The organism is Serratia sp. DD3 (assembly GCF_000496755.2).
In genome coordinates this window covers 91679-115941 of sequence record NZ_AYKS02000123.1, presented here as the reverse complement: position 1 = coordinate 115941, position 24263 = coordinate 91679, and the positions used below count along the sequence as shown (strand labels likewise).

At 48.8% G+C, this 24263-nt stretch carries 25 protein-coding genes and 1 pseudogene; 14 read left to right on the top strand and 12 right to left on the bottom strand.

All coding sequences use genetic code 11. The features are described from left to right. Nucleotides 1-156 precede the first annotated feature (156 nt). The 5 genes from IO95_RS22970 (at nt 157) to IO95_RS22950 (ending at nt 5330) form a co-directional block, all read left to right on the top strand. On the top strand, nt 157-1068 hold the full coding sequence (locus tag IO95_RS22970) for a cation transporter (protein ID WP_037384984.1): 912 nt from the start codon (nt 157-159) through the stop codon (nt 1066-1068). Beyond that, nucleotides 1052-1318 (top strand): hypothetical protein, encoded by a 267-nt coding sequence (locus IO95_RS22965; protein WP_037384846.1) that lies wholly within the window; start codon nt 1052-1054, stop codon nt 1316-1318. Before IO95_RS22970 ends, IO95_RS22965 begins: the two co-directional genes overlap by 17 nt. 174 nt (nt 1319-1492) lie before the next feature. Further along, a complete protein-coding gene (locus IO95_RS22960; protein ID WP_037384843.1) occupies nt 1493-3409 on the top strand; it encodes a PTS mannitol transporter subunit IICBA in 1917 nt (638 codons plus the stop codon). Nucleotides 3410-3474: 65 nt separating this feature from the next. Further along, nucleotides 3475-4629, top strand: coding sequence for a mannitol-1-phosphate 5-dehydrogenase (locus tag IO95_RS22955; protein WP_023491295.1), 1155 nt, complete (start codon nt 3475-3477; stop codon nt 4627-4629). Between the two features lie 143 nt (nt 4630-4772). After that, complete coding sequence (locus tag IO95_RS22950; protein ID WP_023491294.1) at nt 4773-5330, top strand: MltR family transcriptional regulator; 558 nt, start codon at nt 4773-4775, stop codon at nt 5328-5330. A 1-nt stretch (nt 5331) separates the two neighbouring features. Here the strand turns inward: IO95_RS22950 and dinD are convergent. Both dinD and IO95_RS22945 read right to left on the bottom strand, forming a co-directional pair. Next, nucleotides 5332-5427, bottom strand: a pseudogene (dinD, locus tag IO95_RS26275) (DNA damage-inducible protein D); the annotation flags it as partial. Between the two features lie 281 nt (nt 5428-5708). Further along, entirely contained in the window at nt 5709-7742 is a 2034-nt protein-coding gene (locus tag IO95_RS22945) for an RNA-binding domain-containing protein (protein ID WP_051791157.1), read from the bottom strand. Nucleotides 7743-8046: 304 nt separating this feature from the next. Between IO95_RS22945 and IO95_RS25465 the strand changes: the two genes are divergently transcribed. Further along, on the top strand, nt 8047-8310 hold the full coding sequence (locus tag IO95_RS25465) for a hypothetical protein (protein ID WP_152554916.1): 264 nt from the start codon (nt 8047-8049) through the stop codon (nt 8308-8310). Nucleotides 8311-8559: 249 nt separating this feature from the next. Here IO95_RS25465 and IO95_RS22935 read toward each other — a convergent pair whose 3' ends face one another. Continuing rightward, entirely contained in the window at nt 8560-9423 is an 864-nt protein-coding gene (locus IO95_RS22935; RefSeq protein WP_023490025.1) for a YicC/YloC family endoribonuclease, read from the bottom strand. Between the two features lie 130 nt (nt 9424-9553). Here IO95_RS22935 and rph point away from each other — a divergent pair, with 130 nt between their 5' ends. Both rph and pyrE read left to right on the top strand, forming a co-directional pair. After that, complete coding sequence (gene rph, locus IO95_RS22930; protein WP_023490026.1) at nt 9554-10270, top strand: ribonuclease PH; 717 nt, start codon at nt 9554-9556, stop codon at nt 10268-10270. An 88-nt stretch (nt 10271-10358) separates the two neighbouring features. Further along, a complete protein-coding gene (gene pyrE / locus IO95_RS22925) occupies nt 10359-11000 on the top strand; it encodes an orotate phosphoribosyltransferase (RefSeq protein ID WP_023490027.1) in 642 nt (213 codons plus the stop codon). Between the two features lie 65 nt (nt 11001-11065). On the opposite strand, the gene slmA is transcribed toward pyrE, so the two are convergent. From slmA to coaBC, 3 genes are all read right to left on the bottom strand, one after another. Continuing rightward, the gene (gene slmA, locus IO95_RS22920; RefSeq protein ID WP_023490028.1) at nt 11066-11662 is read right to left on the bottom strand and encodes a nucleoid occlusion factor SlmA; all 597 of its coding nucleotides are present in this window, start codon (nt 11660-11662) and stop codon (nt 11066-11068) included. Between the two features lie 219 nt (nt 11663-11881). Then, on the bottom strand, nt 11882-12340 hold the full coding sequence (gene dut / locus IO95_RS22915) for a dUTP diphosphatase (RefSeq protein ID WP_023490029.1): 459 nt from the start codon (nt 12338-12340) through the stop codon (nt 11882-11884). After that, complete coding sequence (gene coaBC, locus IO95_RS22910) at nt 12318-13535, bottom strand: bifunctional phosphopantothenoylcysteine decarboxylase/phosphopantothenate--cysteine ligase CoaBC (RefSeq protein WP_023490030.1); 1218 nt, start codon at nt 13533-13535, stop codon at nt 12318-12320. Before coaBC ends, dut begins: the two co-directional genes overlap by 23 nt. 196 nt (nt 13536-13731) lie before the next feature. Between coaBC and radC the strand changes: the two genes are divergently transcribed. The 4 genes from radC to mutM all read left to right on the top strand — a co-directional run bounded on the left by radC (nt 13732) and on the right by mutM (nt 16015). Next, on the top strand, nt 13732-14400 hold the full coding sequence (radC, locus tag IO95_RS22905; RefSeq protein ID WP_200874164.1) for a DNA repair protein RadC: 669 nt from the start codon (nt 13732-13734) through the stop codon (nt 14398-14400). A 262-nt stretch (nt 14401-14662) separates the two neighbouring features. Then, the gene (gene rpmB / locus IO95_RS22900; protein ID WP_004931195.1) at nt 14663-14899 is read left to right on the top strand and encodes a 50S ribosomal protein L28; all 237 of its coding nucleotides are present in this window, start codon (nt 14663-14665) and stop codon (nt 14897-14899) included. 11 nt (nt 14900-14910) lie between these two features. After that, the gene (gene rpmG, locus IO95_RS22895) at nt 14911-15078 is read left to right on the top strand and encodes a 50S ribosomal protein L33 (RefSeq protein WP_002208990.1); all 168 of its coding nucleotides are present in this window, start codon (nt 14911-14913) and stop codon (nt 15076-15078) included. A 127-nt stretch (nt 15079-15205) separates the two neighbouring features. Continuing rightward, complete coding sequence (mutM, locus tag IO95_RS22890; RefSeq protein ID WP_023490032.1) at nt 15206-16015, top strand: bifunctional DNA-formamidopyrimidine glycosylase/DNA-(apurinic or apyrimidinic site) lyase; 810 nt, start codon at nt 15206-15208, stop codon at nt 16013-16015. Here mutM and coaD read toward each other — a convergent pair whose 3' ends face one another. The 3 genes from coaD to waaA form a co-directional block, all read right to left on the bottom strand. Further along, nucleotides 16016-16501, bottom strand: coding sequence for a pantetheine-phosphate adenylyltransferase (gene coaD, locus IO95_RS22885; protein WP_023490033.1), 486 nt, complete (start codon nt 16499-16501; stop codon nt 16016-16018). A 62-nt stretch (nt 16502-16563) separates the two neighbouring features. Further along, on the bottom strand, nt 16564-17334 hold the full coding sequence (locus IO95_RS22880) for a glycosyltransferase family 2 protein (RefSeq protein ID WP_023490034.1): 771 nt from the start codon (nt 17332-17334) through the stop codon (nt 16564-16566). Continuing rightward, nucleotides 17335-18612, bottom strand: coding sequence for a lipid IV(A) 3-deoxy-D-manno-octulosonic acid transferase (gene waaA / locus IO95_RS22875; RefSeq protein ID WP_023490035.1), 1278 nt, complete (start codon nt 18610-18612; stop codon nt 17335-17337). It abuts the gene before it with no gap. A 123-nt stretch (nt 18613-18735) separates the two neighbouring features. Here waaA and IO95_RS22870 point away from each other — a divergent pair, with 123 nt between their 5' ends. Further along, nucleotides 18736-19752: a glycosyltransferase family 9 protein gene (locus IO95_RS22870; RefSeq protein ID WP_037384833.1), complete on the top strand. Its 1017-nt coding sequence runs from the start codon at nt 18736-18738 to the stop codon at nt 19750-19752. Nucleotides 19753-19785: 33 nt separating this feature from the next. Here the strand turns inward: IO95_RS22870 and IO95_RS22865 are convergent, their stop codons facing one another. The 3 genes from IO95_RS22865 to rfaQ are packed head-to-tail and all read right to left on the bottom strand — an operon-like array spanning nt 19786 to nt 23092. Continuing rightward, nucleotides 19786-20883, bottom strand: a complete 1098-nt coding sequence (locus tag IO95_RS22865; RefSeq protein ID WP_023492583.1) for a glycosyltransferase — start codon at nt 20881-20883, stop codon at nt 19786-19788. A gap of 2 nt (nt 20884-20885) precedes the next feature. After that, complete coding sequence (locus tag IO95_RS22860) at nt 20886-22013, bottom strand: glycosyltransferase family 4 protein (protein WP_023492584.1); 1128 nt, start codon at nt 22011-22013, stop codon at nt 20886-20888. Beyond that, the gene (gene rfaQ, locus IO95_RS22855; RefSeq protein WP_023492585.1) at nt 22010-23092 is read right to left on the bottom strand and encodes a putative lipopolysaccharide heptosyltransferase III; all 1083 of its coding nucleotides are present in this window, start codon (nt 23090-23092) and stop codon (nt 22010-22012) included. Before rfaQ ends, IO95_RS22860 begins: the two co-directional genes overlap by 4 nt. Before the next feature lie 214 nt (nt 23093-23306). On the opposite strand from rfaQ, the gene IO95_RS22850 reads away from it, so the two are divergent. Next, nucleotides 23307-24263 (top strand): polysaccharide deacetylase family protein, encoded by a 957-nt coding sequence (locus tag IO95_RS22850; RefSeq protein WP_037384831.1) that lies wholly within the window; start codon nt 23307-23309, stop codon nt 24261-24263.

The window sequence follows — 24263 nt, the reverse complement described above, 5'->3', positions numbered from 1 at the left end:
AACGCGTGGTCGAAGCATAACTATGGCCAAGTTCAATTAACTTGCAGGATAAAACATCTGGCTTTTTGAATACCCCGGCGACTTGTTTGACGATGGGTATATTCAACAGCGCCGTAAAATACGGGAACAGAGCCATTCGGTCAGTTGGAGGTCATTATCGTGCCCAGTACTCAACGTGAACAACAGCTTTTAAGGCGCTCAATTTATGGTGCTCTTGGGATATCTTGTTTGAGTATCACCTTCGGTTTTATTACCGGCTCAAGATCGATCATGTTTGATGGTATGTACGCCATATTGGATGCGACCCTATCCGGCTTGGCGTTATTCGTATTACGGCTAATCGGGCAAAACCCGAGCAGTCGCCGTTTTCAATACGGTTTTTGGCACGTAGAACCCTTGGTTCTGGTATTTAACGGCAGCCTACTGTTGTTACTCTGTCTGTATGCTTTTATTAACGCGATTCAAAGTCTTTTGGGAGGGGGAAATCATTTTGAGTTAGGGTGGGCGATAGCCTATGCCTTTAGTATCACCGTCATTTGTTTTGCGATATTTTTGAAACAAAAAAACGCTAACAAAGGGATATCTTCCCCACTGGTCGAGTTGGACGTGCGGGGCTGGATGATCTCCACAGCGATCAGTGCCGCGATCTTTGTCGCTTTTATCCTCGCCTGGTTTTTACAAGACACGCGCTTTGCCTATCTGGTCCCCTATGTGGATTCGATGATACTGGCAGTCCTGATCCTGTTTGTCATGCCAATGCCGGCCAAAATAATCTTTAATGCCATAAAAGAAGTTCTGATGATGACACCTGCAGCATTGGATAAAAAGGTGGAAGAGTTAATGCAACAACTTAGCCGTGAATACGGCTTCATCAAATATTCCCACTATGAAACACGTATAGGTCGCGGATTATTCTTGGAGATCTATGTCGTTCTGCCAGAAAGCATGGAACATATCGGCATCAGCCAGTTGGATTTGATTCGTGAGCGTATTGTCCAGGTTATAAAGGATCCAGAATTGGATTTGTGGATCAGTGTTTCTTTTTGCCGGCATGAAAAATGGCTTTGAGTGTCAGCCAGAGATGTGGGTCGCTGAGTTTGCCTGGTCAGCTCTCTGGCAGAGTGGGTGCCGCAGGGAAGATCCCATTCAAGAGCGCGGTTCGCTTGTGGTGCGTAAAATAAATCGTGATCAATGTATCAATTTAAGAACAAACCCTTCGGCCAATAACGTGATTTTAATCACGTTATTGGCTGGCGGTGACGCTTTATTGGTGTCTATTATTTCTAATATCGAAAGTAATTGTGATTTCAATCACTAAATCCACTGGGTTAACCCCCTCTGTTGTGTGATTTTAATCACGTTTCTTGGGTGAGGTTCGCGTAGTCAGAGGAGCGTGGTAGAGTCCATTTCGCAAACAGCAGCAACACGGCTGGATATGACAACAATGAATGCGCGCTCTTATTGTCAGCGCGTAGCAATAGGGGGGTGTTTTATGTTTTCACCAGATATCAAGGTTAAAGTGCAAAACTTTGGCCGTTTCCTAAGCAATATGGTTATGCCCAACATCGGCGCATTTATCGCCTGGGGTATTATCACCGCATTATTTATCCCTACCGGTTGGGTGCCAAATGAGACATTGGCCAAGCTGGTTGGGCCAATGATCACCTATCTGTTGCCACTGTTGATCGGTTATACCGGCGGTAAATTGGTGGGTGGCGATCGTGGTGGTGTGGTTGGTGCAATTACCACCATGGGTGTCGTGGTGGGTGCTGATATCCCGATGTTCCTCGGTGCCATGATCGCGGGTCCGCTGGGTGGTTGGGCGATTAAGCATTTTGACCGCTGGGTAGATGGCAAGATCAAAAGTGGTTTTGAGATGTTGGTGAACAACTTCTCCGCCGGTATCATCGGTATGCTGCTGGCACTTATCTCCTTTATGGGGATTGGGCCATTGGTCGAAGCGCTCTCCAAAATTCTGGCGGCGGGTGTACATGTCATGGTGGTTAATAACCTGCTGCCATTGACCTCGATCTTTGTTGAACCAGCAAAAATTCTGTTCCTGAACAACGCCATCAACCACGGTATCTTCTCGCCGCTGGGTATTCAGCAAGCCTCAGAGGCTGGCAAGTCTATCTTCTTCCTGATTGAAGCCAACCCGGGCCCAGGTATGGGAGTCTTGATGGCTTATATGTTCTTTGGCCGTGGTAGTGCCAAACAGTCTGCTGGTGGTGCCGCTATCATCCACTTCCTGGGTGGTATCCATGAAATTTACTTCCCTTATGTACTGATGAATCCACGCCTGCTGCTGGCGGTGATTCTGGGTGGTATGACAGGCGTATTCACGCTGACGGTGTTGAATGGGGGTCTGGTATCGCCGGCTTCCCCAGGGTCGATTCTGGCCGTATTGGCAATGACGCCAAAAGGGGCCTATTTCGCCAATTTGGCTGCCATCTTCGCTGCTTTCCTGGTCTCCTTCCTGGTTTCTTCTTTCCTGCTGAAAACGTCGAAAGTTAAAGAGGAAGAGGGTCTGGAACAAGCCACCCGTCGTATGCAGGAGATGAAGGCGCAATCCAAAGGAGCTAAAGCGCCTAATGGAGCGGTAGATGGTGATCTGAGTACCGTGCGTAAAATTATTGTGGCTTGTGATGCGGGTATGGGTTCCAGTGCGATGGGGGCGGGTGTTCTGCGTAAGAAAGTGACAGATGCAGGACTGAAAAATATCTCTGTTACCAATTGCGCGATCAACAGTTTGCCGGAAGATGTCGATCTGGTGATTACCCACCGTGATTTGACGGAACGTGCCATGCGTCATGCACCACAAGCACAGCATATTTCATTAACCAATTTCCTGGACAGTCAGTTATACAGTGATTTGACCGCACGCCTGCTAGCCGCTCACAAAACCAGCGAAACAGAACAGAAAGTGATTTCAACGTTGGATGACAGCTTTGAAGCTAGCGAAAAGAACCTGTTTAAATTGAGTGAAAATAATGTGTTCCTCGGTCTACAGGCTAGCGACAAACAGCAGGCAATTCGCTTTGCTGGTGAGCAATTGGTGAAGGGCGGCTATGTGGAACCTGAATACGTAGAGGCGATGCTGGAGCGTGAAAAGCTCACTTCTACCTACTTGGGAGAGTCGATTGCCGTACCACATGGCACCATCGAAGCGAAAGATCGCGTACTGCGTACTGGCGTGGTGTTCTGTCAATATCCGCAAGGCGTGCGTTTTGGTGACGGTGAGGATGAGGTTGCCCGTCTGGTGATTGGTATTGCAGCCCGTAATAATGAGCATATTCAGGTGATTACTTGTCTAACCAATGCATTGGATGATGAAACGGTTATTGAGCGGTTAGCTAATACGGCAAGCGTCCAAGAAGTTTTGGAACTACTTGGTAGTAAGAAGAGCTAATATCACAGCACTGTTTTAAAGGGTGCACCGGGTGTGCACCCTTCGATATTAACAAAGGTAGAACTATGAAAGCATTACACTTCGGCGCGGGTAATATCGGCCGTGGGTTCATCGGCAAGTTACTGGCTGATGCTCATGCCGAACTGACTTTTGCTGACGTTAACCAGACGTTGTTGGATGAACTGAACCAACGTAAAAGCTACCAGGTACACGTGGTAGGTGATGAATCACGTATTGAACAAGTGAATAATGTCAGTGCGGTTAACAGCGGCAGTGAGCAGGCGGTGGATTTGATTGCTGAGGCGGATATTGTGACAACAGCAGTTGGCCCACAGGTCTTGGCTAAAATCGCCGGGACTATTGCCAAGGGGTTGATTAAACGCCATCAACAAGGAAACACCCAGCCACTCAATATCATTGCTTGTGAAAATATGGTGCGCGGCACCAGCCAGCTCAAGCACTCTGTTTTCGACGTATTGCCGCAGGATGAGCAGGCTTGGGTTGAGCAGCATGTCGGGTTTGTGGATTCTGCCGTAGACCGTATCGTGCCACCCGCGGAAGCCAACAGCAGCGATCCGCTGGAAGTTACCGTGGAAACGTTCAGCGAATGGATTGTGGATCAGACTCAGTTCAAGGGGCCCCCGCCTGCTATTGCGGGTATGGAGTTGACTGACAACCTGATGGCGTTCGTTGAACGCAAGTTGTTCACTCTTAATACTGGCCATGCAATCACGGCTTATCTGGGGCAGCGCGCCAACTTACTGACGATTCGTGATGCTATTCTCGACCCACAAGTTCGTCAGGTGGTACGAGGGGCGATGGAAGAGAGTGGTGCGGTGTTGATCAAGCGTTATGGCTTTGATGCGGATAAACATGCCGCTTATATCAACAAAATCCTCTCTCGCTTTGAAAACCCCTATCTGCATGATGATGTTGAGCGTGTTGGGCGCCAGCCACTGCGTAAACTCAGTGCAGGCGACCGCTTGATTAAGCCATTGTTGGGAACATTGGAATACGATTTGCCACATGGCAACCTGATAAAAGGGATTGCGGCCGCCATGAGTTACCGCAGTGAACAAGACCCGCAGGCCAAAGAGTTGGTAGAATTGCTGGAAAAACTGGGGCCAAAAGCGGCACTGATACAAATTTCTGGCTTACCGGCTGACAGCAAGGTGGTGGAAGAGGCGGTGGCTGCGTATAACACCATGCAGTCGCAGTAAATTCCATGGCGCAATAAATCGGTGTCAATAAACACTCCCTTACTTCACGGATAACGGTTAGGATGCAGGGCAAATTTTTTTGCCCTGGCCTATATTGATTTCCGCTAAGAAAGGGCACCCCTAATGCTGTTCGAAAAGTGACGATGATTGACACAAAGGCATTTGAAAACAAAGTATTGGAAAAACTGAATGCTGGCAAAACGGTACGTAGCTTTCTGATCGCAGCGGTCGAGTTGTTAGCCGAAGCACTGAACGTATTAGTGGTGCAGGTATTTCGTAAAGACGATTATGCGGTGAAGTATGCCGTCGAACCCCTATTGTCTGGTGCTGGCCCGCTTGGTGAACTCTCAGTTCGCCTTAAACTGATGTATGGCCTGGGGGTTATTTCACGGCATGAATATGAAGATGCCGAGTTGCTGATGGCAATGCGCGAAGAGTTGAATCATGATGGCACTGAATATCGCTTTATTGATGATGAAATCCTGGGGCCCTTTGGTGAACTGCACTGTGTGAGTGAACTCCCCCCAGTACCCACCTTTTTACAGCCGAGTGAAGCGGATGAGTCGTTGATTGCCATGCAACACCAGCGCTATCAACAGATGGTACGTTCCACCATGGTGTTATCGCTTACCGAACTACTGGCTGGCATTGGTGCTAAACAACCGTCCAGGCTCTCGCCACTGGGTGAGCAAAAATCGTAGTAGCATACCGAGATAGATGAATATCATCTAATTCGCGTTGAGCCCCAGAACCAAGAGTGACCTTTTAGGTGGCTTCAACGAAATGATCCGATACATTCCGGTTTTGCTTCGTGGCTGCCATCAGGTAAATGCGCACTCATCCGACAATCTCATGTAAACGTTGCGTTTTATTGCTGCCTTATACTGCTCCATAACAAGCAAAAATCCCGCTGTTATGCGGGAATTCTGGATTTATGCGGCTTGTTGATGCTTCCTGAATGGTTACTCGATATTGGATTTATACATTGAGTGTCGGCTTAAAATCCTTTTGATTACTGGATTTCTTATAATGCGCTTTTCTATTGTGTACACCCTTGTGTACACGGTAAAAAGGAATGCTCACCTTTTCGGGCTGTTTTTTGTACACATGCTGGTATTCACCACTTCACAAGCTATGTAGCCCTGCCGTTTATGTCTTCTTGCATGAGGAAAGGCTAAACGAATTTTTCCCATCCTTACTAAAGGAACTAGTTGTTTCTCTCGCAAGTTTTGTGGGGTGCGGGACATCAGTTTAGAAATAATACTAAGCGGCATGTAATGGCCTGCGCAAAGCGCAAGGATAATTTCATCCATAACTTCATTTGAGAGTCTTTTTTTCTCTCTTGCTAATGCTGATGCTGCTTCTAGTTGCTGCCTTAGCGACAAAGAAAGGTGATCGAGGTTGTCGATATAAGGATAAGGAAGTTTGTCTGTAACAAAACGGCCCAGATCGTCTCGTTCTTGCTCGTTATCCGTTATTATCTCGTCGTTATCCGTGATCAAGTAGCTGCTATCCGTGATCAAAGAGGTATTATCCGTGATGATTTGGCCGTGTAGGGAATCGGGTGTGCTTGTTGATAACGGATTAACACCAAAAACATCTTCAGGAGAGGGGAGCTCTTGCCCTGGTAATGTGTATGATTTGTTTCTTTTTTCACCGTGTGGAATCAAAAAACCGCCAGTTACGAGGCGAGGAAGCGTAAGAGTAACTTCACGAGAATGCAAGCTGGTGAGTTGGCAAGCCCGTTCATGATCTATCCATTTTTCTACCGCTGCTGTAATTACGATACTGCGTTCAAGCTCGCTTAGGTGATCAACTTTGTCTCCGAATTTGGAATGCAGAAGAGCCGCTGTTTCTTCCGAGACAAGGTTACCAATAGAGAGTTCAAGCAGTGTTTGTTCCGGTTCTGTTTTTTCATACAACCGGGGGAGACGCCAGTTGGCCAACTTCCAACCACTAAATATTTTGGGAATCCCTGAGCCTGAGCGCTCCCCAGCACCGATAATCAAAAACATCTGGTGCATAAGACGATTACGGCAATCGCTCTCGTAACCTTTTATCGCTTGTTCAAGAGGTACACGCATGAGCCCAGGATTGCGAAAGCCGAATAAATCAGGTCTTTTTACGACCATGATTGAAATCCGGCCTGTATAGTCCGCATGTACCAAGGTGTTTACCAGCGCTTCACGCAGAGCGGTATGTATTTGTGTATCGTCTTGCCTGATACCTTCTTTTAGTTCAAAAGGCACTTTCAAGTCGGCTATTAGTTTTCGGTATGTACGCCTGTAGAAATCGAATACGTTACCCGACCACGTTCCATCAGGGCAGAGTCTATCAACCCACCTTCTCTCTGTTCTCGCTTCTGGTCGTTCTTGGTAATCTACGAAATAGTTTGGAGCTACGTCTTGTATGGCCTCCCATGTTCCAAACATGAGGATGCCTGCCAAAGTCATACCTTCAGTACCTGTTTGGCGATCTTTTCTATATCCGCCGATGCTGCGTAAGAATGCAAAATTGTCTAGCTCTAACGCGGGATGGACTGGATTAGAGGCTGAAAGAAGGTTTCGATAGGCCAGAAGACTCTCTAGGTTTATATCGTTCATATCGAAGTTCTGGACAATGCGGTTATCACGGCTTTCTTCAACTTGTTCAGCCATCATCCTGCGAACTTGTTCTTCAGAACAACGATGGTCACCTTCATGCATTCTGAACCATGTTTCTGTTATTGGTTGATTGTTTAAATAGACTGGTTTTTGCTCACGTCTTGCAATCGGTACCTCAATGACAAGTATCTCTTTGCCGTCTAATTTGACAGTTTGAACAAGCTGATCAGTAAGAAGATTAACGTTTACCTTTTTCTTGCTGCCTGCAAGGTCAAAGAGCTGCTTTTTGACGGTATTAACATCCGGAATACCCGCAACAGTGAACTCACCTTTCTTTTCACGAATACCTAAAACAACATATCCACCGCGACAATTTGCCATGGCGCTATAAGTTGGCCAGAAGTCATCCGGCAACTTGCCTCTACCATCTTTCCCTTGAGCCAATTTAAACTCCAGCTCTGAGGATTCAGATAGTGCACGCAGATCTGTCAGATCAGATATCCGGAACACTGTACCTCCATGTGAGTATTGTGGGTATAAATTGGTCGTATCTTACCCTAGTTTAAGTGATAAGAAAGTCCAGGAAGGATCATTAAAACGCCAAATTAAAAATATAACTGTATGTTTGAACAGTTTTTTAAGTGGGTAGCCTTGTGTGGTAAGAAGGCGAGTGATCTACAATCCGTTATGACGTTAAGCCTATCCGTGATCAATTGTTCCTTATCCGTTATGAGATTGGTGGAGTTCATTAGAGTAGGAAACTCTTGACGGAGAAGCTGTATGCACCGTTATCTGATAACCGTTAACTCCGCCGGTGGATCATCAATCCCAGCGCCAACAGACAAAGCCGATTACCTGCATCGGGTACGGGTTGGGCTTGTCCGACTCCACCAGCACTGTGGCGGCGGCCATAACTCGGCCCATTCGTGTCTTTATGCGCCTGGGTGTGTTGGCGATTGTGCCGGTAATCGTTGCCGTGTGCTGCGCAGCCTTTTCACGCCGATTCTTTCGCATCGATACCACCTCTCAGAGTTTTTTGTTATCGACTCGCCGTGGCCATGGTCATTTTACAGAATAAAACTCCGATATGGGGCAAGATCCATACCGTCACGAATTGCCTGGTAAATTGATACATCTTGCCAAGGCTGGTTCAAGTCATCAGGCCAAACTCATTTTAAGGCGATCTCGACCAATTTTTGAGGGGCAAAGCGAGGTACATGGCAATAGTGTGCTTTCTTGCTTCTTTATGCTAGCTCATGATAACAAAAAAGCCCGCTGTTATGCGGGCATTCTGGATTTATGCGGCTTGTTGATGCTTCCTGAATGATTACTCGATATTCTGGATTTGCTCACGCATTTGCTCAATCAATACCTTTAGTTCAATGGCTGAGGCTGTGACCTCCGCATTGATTGATTTTGAGGCCAAGGTATTCGCTTCACGATTGAATTCTTGCATCATAAAGTCGAGACGGCGGCCCACCGCTTCTTTTTTCTTCAGGATATTGAACGTCTCTTTGACGTGCGCTTCCAGACGGTCCAGCTCTTCTGCAACGTCAATGCGTTGTGCCATTAGCACCAGTTCTTGCTCAAGACGTGTGTTTTCTAATTGCACTTGCGCTTCTTCCAGCTTACTGACCAGCCGTTCACGTTGCCATTGCAGGATATTGGGCATCTGGGTGCGTACTTTTGCCACTTCAGTGTTTACGCCCTCCAGCCGCTGTTCGATCATGCCTTTCAGTGCACTACCTTCGCTTTCGCGTGCCGTAATAAAATCGTCGAGCGTATTTTCCAGTAACTGCATCAGCTCTTCACTGATGACATCCAGATCCTGTTCTTCTGCGGACATGACACCAGGCCAACGCAATACATCGATGGGGTCTATCTCCCCTTCATCGCTTTGCATTTTCACCCAGTTGGCGGCTTCAACCAGTTGTTTTGCCAGCTTTTCGTTCAGGATCATCGAGCTCTGTGCACTTGGGTCGAGTTCGAAACGTAGGTTACATTCCACTTTGCCACGAGTCAGGCGGCCACGGATACGATCGCGGATCACCGGCTCAAGGCTACGGAATTGTTCCGGCAAGCGGATATAGGTTTCAAGGTAGCGCTGGTTAACAGAGCGTAGCTCCCAGGCTGCACTACCCCATTCGCCCTTGATTTCACGCCGGGCATAGGCGGTCATACTGCGGATCATTGTTGCTTACCCTGTAATAGCTAAAGATGCGTTGATTATAGCGTTGCACCTGAGGGCAGGATAGGCATAACGTCACGAAGCTCGTATAATACGCCTCAAATTGTTGATAAGAAGCCGGAGAAAACAGCCCATGCGTCCTGCAGGCAGAGCACCACAACAAATTCGCCCCCTGACAATGACCCGTCACTACACCAAACACGCTGAAGGTTCAGTGCTGGTCGAGTTTGGCGATACCAAAGTTTTGTGCACCGCCACCGTCGAAGAGGGCGTTCCACGCTTCCTGAAAGGTCAGGGGCAAGGGTGGGTGACCGCTGAATACGGTATGTTACCGCGTTCTACCCATAGCCGTAATGCGCGCGAAGCAGCGAAAGGAAAACAAGGTGGGCGCACGTTGGAAATTCAGCGCCTGATTGCACGTTCACTACGGGCTGCTGTCGATCTGAAAAAACTCGGTGAATTCACCATTACTTTGGACTGCGACGTATTGCAAGCCGATGGTGGCACCCGTACCGCTTCAATTTCAGGTGCCTGTGTGGCCCTGGCCGATGCGCTGAATGCGTTGGTTGCTGCAGGGAAATTGAAAACCAACCCGATGAAAGGCTTGGTGGCGGCAGTTTCGGTGGGCATCGTTAATGGTGAAGCGTTATGCGACCTGGAATATGTTGAAGATTCTGCAGCAGAAACCGACATGAATGTGGTGATGATGGAAGATGGCCGCATGATCGAGGTGCAGGGGACCGCTGAAGGTGAGCCGTTCAACCATGATGAGTTGCTGGCCTTGCTGGCATTGGCCCGTGGGGGTATCGAAACCATCTTTCAAGCGCAGAAAGCGGCGTTGGCAGAATAATTTTTCAAAGGCGACGAAGTCGCCTTTTTTACAACTTAAATTTGCAACCACAGCATAAACATTACAGTTCAGACGAGGAAAGTGAGTCATGAAAGCCTATCAGCGCCAGTTTATTGAATTCGCGCTTAGCAAACAGGTACTGAAATTCGGTGAGTTCACCTTGAAATCGGGACGTACCAGCCCTTATTTTTTTAATGCTGGCCTGTTTAATACCGGGCGCGATCTGGCGTTATTAGGGCGTTTCTATGCTGAAGCCTTGGTGGATTCTGGTATTGATTTTGATCTGCTGTTTGGCCCAGCCTATAAGGGCATTCCCATTGCTACGACCACCGCGGTCGCACTGGCGGAACATCATGACCGAGATATGCCTTATTGCTTTAACCGTAAAGAGGCCAAGGATCATGGCGAAGGTGGCACTTTGGTGGGGAGTCCACTGCAAGGGCGGGTGATGCTGGTGGATGATGTGATCACCGCAGGGACGGCGATTCGTGAGTCAATGGAGATTATCCAGGCTCATCATGCCACTTTGGCTGGGGTGCTGATCTCCCTTGATCGCCAAGAGCGCGGCCGTGCTGATGTTTCGGCAATTCAGGAAGTAGAGCGCGATTATCACTGTAAAGTGATCTCAATTATTACGCTCAAGGAGCTGATTGCTTATCTGGAAGAGAAACCGGAGATGGCTGAACATTTGGCAGCGGTGCGGGCGTATCGCGAACAGTACGGAGTATAAAGAGTGATGCCGGGTTAACCCCGGCACCTCATTCATCACTATTTAAGTAGCGCTACTTCAAAAGATTATTGCAACTGTGCTGCCAGGAGTGGCCAGCGGGCATCGAAATCCTGTGTTGGACTGTAGCGGAATTCAGACCGGATATAGCGTGAAAATAGCCCTTCGCAAAATGCCAATAATTGGCTGGCCAGCAACGTTTCATCAACGTTAAAGCCTTTCCCTTCACGCAGTTTACGTTCCTTCAGCACCTGACGCAGCTGTGCTTCAATACGTTCAAACAACTGGTTGATCCTACCCTGCAGGCGATCTTGCTCAAACATCAGTGCATGCCCGGTGATGATACGTGTCAGGCCTGGATTGCGCTCAGCAAACCCAAGTAGGAGTAGCATAATTAGGCGCAGACGGTTGAGTGTCTCTTTTTCATCCTGCAGGATCAAATTGATGCGCGTTATCAGGGTGTCTTCAATAAACTCGATCAGGCTATCAAACATTCGTGTCTTGCTAGGGAAGTGCCGGTAAAGGGCTGCCTCAGAGACACCTACGTTCGCGGCAAGCTTGGCTGTGGTGATACGCTGGCTGCCATCGCTGGATTCCAGCATCTGGGCTAACGCCTGCAGTATGTCCTCGCGCCGATTCCTTTTGGTATTTTCTTTTTCTGCCATGTGTAATAAGACCCTTGCTAAAACAGCCGACACCCACCGTCTTTCAAACTGCTGTCGGGCAATTTGAATCAACCTGGATATAAGCCAAAAGTTTCTCCGACAATGATTCTGCGTGTGACCTGGTATTCGGTATTTTATTGTCGGGTAAACCTTGCCATAGAGATGTCTTCCTCTTTTGGGCAGCAAGGTTTTCAGTGATCATCTTAAGATAGAGCAACCCTATTGGCGTCCCGAATGGCCGAAACCACCGGCTCCACGCTCGCTACTATCAAACTCAGTCACCAGATTGAACTCCGCTTGTACAACTGGCACAAACACCATTTGTGCGATGCGTTCACCGGGTTCAATGGTGAAAGATTTCTGGCCACGGTTCCATACCGACACCATTAATTGGCCTTGGTAATCGGAATCGATCAAGCCAACCAGATTGCCGAGTACCACCCCATGCTTATGGCCCAGACCCGAGCGCGGCAGGATCACTGCGGCAAGACCGGTATCGGCAATATGAATCGCCAGACCGGTGGGGAGTAAAGTGGTTTCGCCGGGTGCCAACTCGACAGCACTGTCCAGACAGGCGCGCAGATCAAGACCAGCAGAGCCTGGGGTAGCATAGGTCGGTAATGGGAAATCTTGACCGATACGTGGGTCGAGGATCTTAACGTCGATTTTTTTCATCATAACGGCTGATTATCTCGTCTATTAAACGTTGGCCAAGGGATGCCTTGTCACTATGGGCGAGGCGTTTTTCTCCATCTTGCCAAAAAAGATGCAGTGCATTGGTATCACTATTAAAACCATGCTCTGCAAGCGATACATTGTTAGCGCAGATTAAATCCAGTTTTTTACGCGCCAGTTTTTGCCGGGCGTATTCTTCCACATTCTGGGTTTCTGCCGCAAACCCGACGACAAAAGGTCGATTTTTGTTCATCAGGGCAACACCCGCAACGATGTCGGGATTTTTTACCATTTTAAGGGTGATGGTATCACCCTGTTTTTTGATTTTTTCATTGGCAACCTGCTCTGCCCGATAGTCAGCGACGGCGGCACAGGCAATAAAAATATCTTGTTGTTCGACCTGTTGCTTTACTGCTTGTTCCATTTCCAGTGCACTGATGACATCCACACGAGTTACGCCAGGGGGCGTTGGCAGGTTTACCGGCCCGGCCACTAACGTCACTTGTGCACCACGAGCAGCAGCAGCATGGGCGATGGCAAAGCCCATTTTGCCGGAGCTGTGGTTGCTGATAAAGCGCACTGGGTCCAGCGCCTCGCGAGTAGGACCCGCGGTAATCATAATTTTTAATTGTTTCAGATCTTGTGGCGCAGAAAAATAGCTCTCTGCCAGTTCAATGATCTGCAGAGGGTCCAACATGCGCCCAGGCCCAACGTCGCCACAAGCCTGGCTGCCACAATCTGGCCCCCATAATAGCAAACCACGGGCTTGCAAGGTTTGCAGATTCGCTTGGGTGGCGGTTGCGCGATACATTTGCTGGTTCATGGCCGGGGCTGCGGCGATGGGGGCATCGGTTGCCAAGCAGACGGTGGTTAACAAATCGTTAGCCATACCGGCGGTGATACGAGCCAGCAGATCAGCGGTGGCGGGAGCCAGGATCACCAAATCAGCCCATTTACCTAATTCGATATGTCCCATGGCAGCTTCCGCCGCAGGGTCGAGGAGATCGTCGGAAACCGGGTGGCCGGAAACCGCTTGCAGTGTCAGTGGGGTAATAAATGCTTTGGCGGCGGTGGTCATTACCACCCGTACCTCTGCCCCCCTGTCGCGCAGTCGCCGTACCAACTCTGGGCATTTGTAAGCAGCGATACCGCCACTGATACCCAGCACAATATGTTTACCGGAAAGTCCCGTCATCATGATTGTCCGATTGAAAATCTAAAGATGCAGCATATTAGCATAACCACTGCCAGGGAGCGCGATTCTGCTGTGTATGCAGCCAGTTGCATGGTGGTTTTCGCTATGCATCGCAATGTTATCAAGCACCTGTCGCAGTCCAAAATCCCTCGAGGCATACTCTGTGGCTTGCAGGGAGGAGGCGATGAGTAGTCAAGATATGTCTATATGGCCAGGGGCTCTGGCGCCCAGAGAGAAACTGATGCGTGATGGTGCGGCGGCGCTGTCTGACATCGAGTTGTTGGCAATTTTTTTACGAACAGGTTCACCAGGCGTGCATGTTTCACAACGTGCTGAACAGTTATTGGCACATTTTGGCTCGCTGTATCACCTTATTTCGGCTGATTACCAACAATTTTGCAGCCAGAAAGGGTTAGGGATAGCGACGTATACACAGCTACAGGCGATTTCTGAATTGGCTTTCCGGTTATTTTCTGGCCCCCATCTGTTGGAGAATGCTCTACTCAATCCGAAAATTACCCAGCATTATTTGCATAGTTTGCTGGCTCATCACGAACGGGAGGTTTTTTTAGTGCTTTTTTTGGATAATCAACACCGGGTGATTCGCCATCAGGAGATGTTTGCTGGTACCATTAATAGTGTCGTCGTGCACCCAAGAGAAATTGTGCGTGAAGCGTTGAAGGCTAATGCAGCGGCCATCATTTTGGCGCATAATCACCCATCGGGTAAGGCGGAACCTAGCCACGCTGACCGTTCAATAACCGAGCAAGTGGTCAATGCCTGCCGATTATTGGAGATCCGAGTGCTCGATCATGTGGTGATTGGCCGGGGAGAATGCGTCTCTTTTGCTGAGCGTGGATGGCTTTAAGTCACTTTTTCGCGATCCTTGTGGGATCTTTATTTGTTCGGGACTTGAGCACTTACGCTTCAGAGCGTATACTACGCCACCTTTGAGAATCTTGGGTTTGGCGTTAAGAGCCTATCTCAGCAGGTTTCTGACCTGATGTGTGGTTTCTGACCTGATGACGAGAGTCTCCTCAGTATGAAGTTTGCTGAGATGGGCTCTAAAAGCCTGACGAGGCGGCCATACCCCTTTGAGCTCGAGCTGATTTGATTTTTGGAGAATAGACATGTCCCGAGTCTGCCAAGTTACTGGCAAGCGCCCGGTGAGCGGTAACAACCGTTCCCACGCAATGAACGCGACTAAACGCCGTTTTCTGCCTAACCTGCACTCACACCGTTTTTGGGTTGAGGCTGAGAAGCGCTTTGTCACTCTGCGTGTATCTGCTAAAGGTATGCGTGTTATTGATAAGAAGGGTATTGAGACGGTTTTGGCCGATCTACGTGCCCGTGGTGAGAAGTATTAAGGAACTGAATCATGGCTAAAGGTGTTCGCGAGAAGATCAAGCTGGTTTCTTCTGCTGGTACTGGTCACTTCTATACCACTACGAAGAACAAGCGTACTAAGCCGGAAAAATTGGAACTGAAGAAATTCGATCCAGTTGTCCGTCAACACGTGCTCTACAAAGAAGCTAAAATTAAATAATTTTAGTGGATTATAATAAAAACCCGGTCTAGGCCGGGTTTTTTTCGTTGTATCACTCAGTAAGCCAAGTTGTTGTCGCCGATATCCCTTGTAGCTTGGAGTAACAAAAGCAGAGAAGGAGCCTGGTATGCCTGAATTACCTGAAGTCGAAACCAGCCGCCGTGGCATTGAGCCTTATCTTGTTGGTCACCACATTCAGTATGCGGTGGTACGTAATTCTCGCCTGCGTTGGCCGGTTTCAGAACAGATCCTGTCATTGAGTGATCGGTTGGTACGTAGTGTGCAACGCCGTGCTAAATACTTGCTGATTGAGTTAGATGATGGCTGGATTATTGTTCACTTAGGCATGTCTGGCAGTTTGCGCATGCTGACAGAGGAGACTGAAGCCGGTAAGCATGATCATGTTGATCTGGTGATGAGCAATGGCATGATCCTGCGTTATACCGATCCGCGCCGTTTTGGTGCCTGGCTGTGGTGTGCAGATCTTGCGCAGAGCTCGGTGTTAGCTCATCTTGGCCCGGAGCCGTTGAGCGAAACTTTCAATGGTACTTATCTCTACCAGAAATCCCGCGACAAACGCACATTGATTAAGCCTTGGTTGATGGATAACAAACTGGTGGTTGGGGTGGGTAATATCTATGCCAGTGAATCACTGTTCAGTGCGGGGATCTTGCCGGGTCGTCAAGCAGGGTCATTAAGCCAAGCAGAGGCAGAGTTGTTGGCAGCAACCATCAAGGCGGTTTTACTACAATCCATTAAACAAGGCGGCACGACATTGCGTGATTTTCTGCAATCAGATGGCAAACCTGGGTATTTTGCGCAACAACTGCAGGTTTACGGCCGAGCAGGAGAGCCCTGCCGCGTCTGTGGTACCTTGATTGATAGCACAAAACACGGGCAGCGCAGCACCTTTTTCTGCCGCAACTGCCAGCATTGATTACTGTTTGGCGAGTTTTTCCATTAATGCCTTGGCAACGACATCAGGCAGAAAGGCGGTGATATCACCGCCATGGCGAGCGACTTCTTTCACCAGTGTTGAAGAGATGAATGACCACTGTTCCGATGGCATCAAAAAGACGCTTTCAAGCTGTGGCATCAGGTGGCGATTCATATTTGCCAACTGTAATTCATATTCAAAATCAGACACGGCGCGCAGGCCACGTACCAGAATATTGGCATTCTGATGGGCGGCAAAGTGTGCCATCAGCTCACTGAAACCCTGTACTTCAACATTATCCAGATGCGCGGTTACCTGTGTAGCCAAGGCTACGCGCTCTTCCAGCGTAAACAGAGGTTTTTTGCTCGAGCTGGCGGCAATAGCCAAGATGATGTGATCAAACATCTTTGAGGCGCGCGTGACTAAATCCAGATGACCATTGGTCATGGGATCGAAAGTGCCAGGATAGATTGCTTTGCTGCTCATCACTCATATTCTCTGAATAGACCTAACGACCTTCAAGAAGCAGCATGGCTGTATCTTGAGGGTTATTGGGTAACGTTACGTCCCAATGCCCACAGTGCGGCATATTTATTGAAAGTATATTGCGCGTTGACCATGGCTAACAGCAAGCCTTGTTTACCGTCAAGAAAACCAGCCCGTAGCAACCAGGTTTTGCAGAAGGCTCCCAAGGTGTGGGTAAGGATCGACAAGTAACCACAGCGTTTACCTGCCTGATGGCGCTGGGCAGCCCACTGTTCGGCGTAATGCAGTTGTTTGCGCTGAAAAGCAAAAAAGTCGCGGCAGGTCAGGTGTAGCAAATCACCTTTTAATGGCACAATTTTGGCGCCCGCCGTATTGAGTGACTCGTGAACTAAATCATCGTTGTAACGATAATGGGCGTTGGCATACAACCGATTGACCCGATCTGGGTACCAACCACTATGGCGCATAAAGCGGCCAAGGAACAGGTTGCGGCGCCCAAGGCTGTAGACCACGTTGTCTTCTGCAGTTACCAGCGCTTGTTCAATCGATTGGCGTAGTTCTGGCGTGACACGCTCATCGGCGTCGATCATCAGAATGTAATCATGGGTGGCGTAGCTTTGCGCTTTTTGGCGTTGCTTGCCAAAACCTTGCCACTCGGTATGCATAAATACTTTAGCACCGAGGCTTTCCGCCAAGGCGACAGAACCGTCTGTACTGCCGGAATCGAGAACGATGATTTCATCAGCCCAAGAGACCGATTGCAGACACTCAGGCAACAGCTCGGCTTCGTTTTTAGCGATCATCACAACCGAAAGACGTTTACGGTCGCTCATTTAGTGACTCCGTGGCGGCAGATAGGGTTGCAGCAATTGTAGCAGATGCTGCAGTGCTCCCTGATTCTGATACAACACCTCAACGGCATGACGGCCATAGTAATGGCGGTAATCTTCATCAGTCAGTAATGTCGCTACTTCTTTTACCAGAGCATCGACATCATTGACCGTGATAAGTCCCCCCGCTTCGGTGAGCTTGGCACAGATATCTTTGAAGTTGAAGGTATGCGGCCCCATCAGGACCGGAATGGCATGCGCAGCAGCCTCCAAGGGATTATGCCCCCCACGTTCCACCAGGCTGCCACCAACAAAAGCCAAATCGGCAATGCCATACAGCAGCATCAACTCCCCCATGGTATCGCCAATCACCACCTGCGTACTACCGGAGGGGATCTCACCACTGCTACGAGTGATATAGCTAAAACCCGCTTTTTGTGCCAGTGCCTTAGCGGTAGGGAAGCGTTCTGGATGGCGTGGTACCAAAATCAGTAATAAGTTCGGGTAGGTGATCAATAACCTGCGGTGAGCCTCGAGCAACAAGGTTTCTTCACCCTCATGCGTGCTGGTGGCGATCCACACCGGACGGCGTGGTGCCCATTGGCGGCGTAGCGTAATGGCCCGCGCGGCAAGTTCTGGTGTCACCGAGATATCGAACTTAAGGCTACCGGTGATAGCCAGTTGAGAGCGTTTTAAGCCAAGGGCAAGAAAGCGCTCACCATCCTCATGATTTTGAGCGGCAATCAAGGTAATATGCTGCAGGATATCTTGAATAAATCCGCCAATTTTTTTATAGCCTGCTGCGGAGCGTGCAGAAAGGCGAGCATTGGCGATGACCAACGGGATTTGGCGTTGATACAGCCCATTGATTAGGTTTGGCCAAAGTTCGGTCTCCATGATGATCACCAGCTTAGGCTCAACCTGCTTGAGAAAACGGCGTATGGAACCCGGCAAGTCATAAGGGAGATAGACGTGGTGAACATCTTTACCAAAGGCGGATTGCACACGCTCAGAGCCGGTTGGTGTCATGGTGGTGACGGTAATCGGCAGGTAGGGATAACGGTGACGCAGCGCTCGAACTAACGGGATTGCGGCCAGGGTTTCGCCAACGGAAACTGAATGCAACATAATACCGCCCGGCACCACTTTTCCGGCGCAGAAACCGTAGCGTTCAGCCCAGCGTTTACGATAGGCAGGCGCTTTGCGGCTACGCCATAGCAAACGGAGCCAGATCAGAGGTTGGATAAGGTAGAGTAGTACCTGATATACACGAAGCAGCATGCTATCAATTTCATTTATATGCGTTATTCTGAATAGTATCATATCCAGCACGGAAAGGTGCTAGTTTGGTGGTTTGAAGAGCGCTGGCGACGACTGACACAAGATTTGGCTGATAGGTTTGGAATGAAGAATATTTTAATTATACGCCGTGACAATATTGGTGATTTGGTTTGTACCACTCCATTGATTGAAGGAGTGAAAATTGCCTACCCTGATGCAAAACTGTATCTGTTGATCAATAAAGTCAGCCAAGACGTGGTGAAGCATAACCCCCACCTTGAAAAGGTATTCGTGTATAAAAAGGCGAAACATAAAGCCAAGAATGAGACAACACTGGGTGTCTATTTTCAACGGTTAATGATGCTCTGGCAGTTAAGAAAAATAAAATTTGATGCAGTGATCCTCGCTAATCCAGAGCCTTGCAAGTATAGCTTACGCATGGCAAAAATGATTGGGGCTAAAAAGATTATCGGTGCTGATTTAGGCACCAGCGACATTCATCATCCTTTTAAATCAGCTAATTTTCATGGTAAACATCAGGTAGAACGTACCTTTAGCTATTTGTCGGCAATAACGGATAAGGTTATTCCGATTCCACCTGTGCGTGTCTATCTAACCGATGAAGAGCGTCATATCGCCAGGCAACGTTTAAAGGCATTGTTACCTGCCAGCAGTGGGCATCTCTATGCTGTGCATTTCAGTAACCGCAGAGTAAAGAGTAGTTGGCCACTGGAGCGCTATGCTGAGATTATTCGTCACTTAACGACGGATCATCATGCCTCGGTACTGATTTTTTGGTCACCGCCGGGTACGTTGGCTCCAGATGATATTGGTGATGATAAACGCGCTGAACAGTTGTTGATGCAGTGTCAAAATCCGCGAGTGGCGCTGTATCCCACCGCCTCGGTACGTGAGTTGCTAGCCGCATTTGATTTGTGCGATCTGGTGTTGTGCAGTGATGGTGGTCAAATGCACTTGGCTGCGGCATTGAATAAAAAGCAGGTGGTATTTTTTGGTGAGACCAAACCGGAAGAATGGCATCCTTGGTCGGATGATTATCAGATAATACAGGCTACGAGTGGTAACTGTGCTGATATTCCGGTTGAAGAGGTTTGGCAAAAAATGCAACAGTTAAAATAGTTTTAAGCAAAGGCAGGCCAACCCTGCCTATGTTTATTTTTTTAATGCAATATATTGTTCACAAATAGGTTTTAGACCATAACTTAATAATTGTTGATGATTAATTTCGGGAGGGTTGGCATAAATGTTTGCCATCTTTTCCGCTAGAGATTTTTCATTTAATTCGGCCAGTGCATTGCTCATACCTGCTTTTTCCAGGATTTCCTGCGGCCCACCGGGACAACGCGTGCTAACCACTGGAGTCGCACACAGCAATGCCTCAACCAGTACGTTGCCGAAACCTTCATTGTCTGAACTAAGCACCAACATGCGCGCGTGTTTGATAAATGGGAAGGGGTTGGCCTGAAAACCAAGAAATTGTACTTGTTCATGGATCCCCAACTCTTGCGCTAACTGTTTTGTCTCTTCGACTATTTTTTCTTCTCCGCCACCCAGTAATACCAAAGGGGCTTTAATACCGGAGAGCGCATAGGCTTTCAGCAAGCGGTCATGGCGCTTGTGTGGATGGAAACGGCCTACATGTATCAGATAATCTTTGCCTGCTAACATGCAGGGCTCGGCGGCTTCTTGTTCTATTGCTTTGATATCGAAAGGATTGTTGATTATTTCCAATCGATTGGGCTCAATTCTTAAATTTTGATGCAGGTCATGGCCTACCGCCTGTGAGACGGCAACAATATTTTTGTGCTGATAGATACTTGCTATCTTGCGGCGCTTTAACCAGCGATCCAGCCCAGCTCGGTGGCCCAGATAGGAAGTGGAAAGAATACCGTGTATGCAGAACCAGAGACGTTGCTGATCAATCACTTTACTACGGCTGACAATACGATCCGTCTTATGCAGGTTAGAGAACACCAGGTCATAACGGCCCTTTTGCTGTTCATTGGTACTAATTGTTCGGTCCAGCATGGCAGCACGACGTGACAGCTCAGTCAATTTGCGCCAGGGTGTCCTGCAGGTGTCGGGAATCACTTGATAATTAATCCCAGCAGGGATGGGATAGTTACAGATATCACGCAGTGAAATCAGGCTGATGTCATGCCCTGCTTGCTGCATGCCTTGGCATAACGTCAGTACTACCTTTTCTGCCCCGCCACCAGGCAGACCGTCGATAATCATCAGAATACGCATAGTTAATCCAGCAGTCGGTTATAGAGTGCAATAAGTTGTTCTGAGAGTTGTGTCGGTGTTGCCGACATAATACGCTGCCTTGCCGTTTCTCCCATGGCGGACCCCAACGCTTGCCGAGGTAATGCATCAATTGCTTCGGTCAGCGCGCGAATATCCAGTGCATCGCTGACAAATCCATTTGCACCTGGGGTGATAAACTCGGCTCCACCGCAGGTGGTACTGGTGATCACCGGTAATCCACATGACATCGCTTCCAGGATTACATTGGGGAAGGGGTCGTATAAGGTTGGCAGCAGCAGAGCATCTGCAGCTTGGTAGAACGGCAGGGTTTGTTGCTGCACGCCCATAAAGCGCACTCGGTGGCCACAACCCAGTGACTGCGCCAGTGCTCGGTAACGTTGCTCGGCTTTGTCTTTACCCACGACCAATAGATAACTCTCTGTTGCGGCTACCGCACGGATGGCTGCTGCCAGACCTTTACGTTCAAAACCGGAACCGACAAAGACCAGGCAGTGTGCTTGTTGGGGAAGTTGAAATTGCGCGCGCAGTTGTTGCCGTTGCTGTTCACCCGCAGGTAAAAATTTCTGGTTATCAATAGCGTTGTAGATCACGCTGATTTTATCCGCAGGGACGCTAAAGTCGTCGATAATTTCTTGCTTGATCATTTCGGCATTACAAATCACCGCTTTTAACTCAGGTGCGGCATACATGGCGCGTTCAGCGCACATGACATAACGATGGTAACGGTTAGAGAATAACCATTTGCGCCGCCATTCCGGCAGCAGGCGTGCTCGCTGCAACAGCCAGCGGCGGTGTACACCATCACCCGCACGATAAATATCGCAGCCAGGGATGCGCTCATGACTTTGTACCAGATCGAAATGCTCTTTTTGCCACAAGGCTCTAGCGGCCTGCGCAAAACCACGCTCGCGGCTGATACGGCCAAATTTCATCGGATTGCACAGATGGATATGCCATTGCGGATTGGCATCACCTTGCCATTCTCGGGTGATAACGTTCAGATCCAGATCCTGTTGCTCGAGAGCCTCCAGTGCCCGGGAAACAAAACGTTCTGCCCCGCCATCTGGGCGGTATTTTTGGCGAACAATCGCCAAACGAAATGCTTTCATGCCAGGGTGCTCCGCGCGGCTGCAATCACCACGTCTGTAGGAATAATGTTGAGGTAACGCTCATCAGTGCGGGTATTAACCGCATCAGGGTCTGGCAGTTCGCCATAGTTCCCCGCCCAAATTACCTGGCCGATGACTTGCCAAGGGCGCCAGAATGTCAATTTTGATGGCCCGAAAAGCGCCACGCAAGGCGTCTGTAATGCTGCTGCCATATGCATAGGGACAGAGTCGACACCCATAAACAGTTTGGCGTGATCAATCAGTGCAGCCAACTGCCGCAGCGTCAGTTGCCCTGCCAGGGAAACGATACCTGGCTGTGGGCACAGCTCCAGTATTTGCTTGACCATCTGCTGCTCTTTGGTATCGGGCCCGGAGGTTATCACTAATTGGTGTCCATCAGCCTGTAGTGCGCTGATGGTAGCGGCCATTTTTTCTTCACTCCAACATTTAAAGAACCAGCGTGACGTGGGTTGTACCACAATATAGCTATCCTTGATGCCATGCTGGCGTAAAAGTTGTTGGCTGGCTTGCCAGTCTTGCGCGCTGTAACTCATGGTGACTTGCTGGCTGAGATTCGGTAAACCGAGCGGTTGCAGCAATGAAAGGTTCTGCTCAACAGTGTGCAGATGCTGATGTTCAGCCACCGAGACCAATCGACTATGGCAATGGCGCCACAGAAAACCTCGGCGTTTGGGAAAATCGAACCCCAGGCGGATGCGCGCCCCCGTTAAACGTGAAAGTAGCGCGCTGCGCCACTGATCGGCAAGATTGATCACCAGATCGTATCGTTGGGCTCGGAGCTGACGGATCAAACGCCACTCATGGCTGAGATGAGCTTTGAGGCCCTGCTTTTTCCATTGGCGATCGATAACAAATATCTGTGATAGTGCCGGGTTGCTGGCCAGCATATCTTGCGTTTCTTGATATAGTAATATGTCTATCTGGGCTTGGGGGTAGTTCTGTCGCAAAGTATTGATGACTGGGGTAGTCAGCAGCATATCGCCGTGATGGCGCAGTTTAATGATCAGAATATGCTGTATTGGCGTGGCAGAAGCCGAGGCTAACGCGTCGTTCATCATAAGTCGCTTTCAGTGAAACCAAAGTGTGATTCTAAATGACCTAATCGTATGTTGCTACTATTGCCAAGTTTTCTTACCGATAACGAAAATCTCCCCTGACGATCAAAGCCTCGGACAGTCTGATGACAAAGTTGTTTGCCCTGAAGAAATCAGCTGCGTAACATGTATGCCTTATGAGTATCAGCCCGCTGCTTGCACAACAACAGGTATCTTTATGAGCGTACCAGCGTTTCTTATTACCATTGATACTGAAGGCGATAACCTTTGGCAAAATCATGATCGTATTTTGACCGAGAACAGCCGTTTTTTGCCGCGATTTCAAGCGCTGTGTGAAAAATATGGGTTCAAGCCAGTTTATCTAACCAATTATGAGATGGCAGTGGATGCGCACTATATCGAATTTGCCCGTGATGTGATTGCCCGCGGCACCGCCGAAGTGGGTATGCATCTGCATGCCTGGAACAGCCCCCCACTTGAGCCACTGACTGACAATGACTGGCGCCATAAGCCTTATCTGATTGAATATCCCGCTAATCAGATCCGTGCCAAAGTCGATCATATGACTAAGTTGCTGGAAGATACCTTTCAAACCAAGATGCGCAGCCACCGTGCCGGGCGCTGGGCGTTTAATGAGTTTTATGCGTCACTTTTGCTGGAATATGGCTATCAGGTAGATTGTTCGGTCACTCCACGGGTTAACTGGCAGTATTCACCGGGCAATCCCCAAGGTAACGGCGGAACTGATTATCGCCATTTTCCCTCTCAGGCTTATTTTATTGACCCAGCCAATATTGCCAAACCCGGTAACTCGATGTTGCTGGAAGTTCCTATGAGTATTCAGTATAAACACTCTGCGTTGATGAATTTGCTCAAGCAAGGTTATGATCGTTTTCGCGGTAAAAAACGCTCACCATCAGTAGATTGGCTGCGGCCATCCGGTCATAATCTGGCAAAAATGAAGCGAGTGGCGGAAAATTCGCTGGCACAAGGGCATGATTATGTTGAGTTTATGCTTCACTCTTCCGAGTTTATGCCCGGTGGTAGCCCGACCTTTAAAAACGAGCAGGATATTGAAGCCTTGTATCGGGATTTAGAACAGTTATTTGATTGGCTACAGCAACGCACGGTGGGTATGACGTTGGCTGAATATTATCAGGTTAAAGTGAATTAA